Origin of the sequence: Rhizobium sp. PDO1-076 (genome assembly GCF_000247475.1) — a bacterium.
Lineage (GTDB): Bacteria > Pseudomonadota > Alphaproteobacteria > Rhizobiales > Rhizobiaceae > Allorhizobium.
In genome coordinates this window covers 1-500 of sequence record NZ_AHZC01000378.1, presented here as the reverse complement: position 1 = coordinate 500, position 500 = coordinate 1, and the positions used below count along the sequence as shown (strand labels likewise).

General features: G+C 58.0%; 1 protein-coding gene. It reads right to left on the bottom strand.

From position 1 onward, the window contains the following. Positions 1–137: 137 nt before the first annotated feature. On the bottom strand, positions 138–500 hold a 363-nt coding region (locus PDO_RS17610; protein WP_007605138.1), incomplete at its 5' end, for an IS110 family transposase.

Genomic DNA, 500 nt, shown 5'->3' with positions numbered 1-500 from the left:
CCTTCCTATGTCTAAATCGCAGTCTCGCACGAGCTGCAACAGCCGTTAACGGAATGATCCGACCCACGTCCGAAGCAGGGACGCTCAGTGCCTCAAATCAAGTTTGATGCGCGGAGGGAGGGAGGCTGACGCTTTCTTTATTCGGTAGCGCCGGCCAATGCGTTGAACACTTCTCCTGTCTTGAGCATGCTATGCATGATGACTGCAAGTTTTCGGGCGACAGCCATCGCAGCGCGCTTGAAGCCCAACCGCTCACGCAGCTTAAGTCCCCAGCTCTTGAGACGGGTCTCCTTCCCGGCACTGGTTCTCGTGAGAATCACCGTCGCCGCTTCGTAAAGCAGTCCGCGCAGATGGTTGTCGCCTCGTCGCGAGATATGGCCGTCGTAATCGACCGCGCCTGATTGGTAGCGCCGCGTTGTCAGCCCGAGCCAGGCGCCGACTGAGCGCGAGGTTTTGAAGTTTTCTGGATCTTCGACCGCTGCAACGTAAGAAACGGCGGT